Annotated in this window: 1 protein-coding gene; it reads left to right on the top strand. The window is 32.2% G+C overall.

Features of this window, described 5'->3' with window-relative positions; genetic code table 11:
- Nucleotides 1–263, top strand: a 263-nt coding sequence (locus V7149_RS00820; RefSeq protein ID WP_438824070.1) for a DedA family protein, incomplete at its 5' end; no start/stop codon positions are given.
- Between the last annotated feature and the right edge of the window lie 125 nt (nt 264–388).

The raw sequence follows: 388 nt of genomic DNA on the forward strand, positions 1-388 counted from the left end.
GAGTCCGTCATATTACTGCTTATCTAGCGGGTATTAATTGCTATTCCTATAAAAAATTTGCATTATTCGCTTATTCGGGAGCCATCTTCTGGGCTTTTACGTTTATTACTGCTGGAAAAGTTCTTGGACAAAATTGGCATCAGGTAGAACATTATCTTTCGAAATTCAGCATGATAATTATTCCCTTTATTTTGCTTTCAATAGGTGCTTACGCTTATTACTACTGGAGAAAAAAAATAAAAAACAAAAGGGTTTACAATTAAATATATTACACTATTTGCCCCAGCGGATTTTACTAAATTACACGAAGAAGATTTGATTTCAAATTGTTAAATTCCACTTACTAAATACCGTAATTTTCCAATAAACAAATCACACACCCTCACAA

Source organism: Bacillus sp. JJ1503, assembly GCF_036965125.1.
In the GTDB taxonomy this organism is placed as follows: Bacteria; Bacillota; Bacilli; order Bacillales; family Cytobacillaceae; genus Cytobacillus.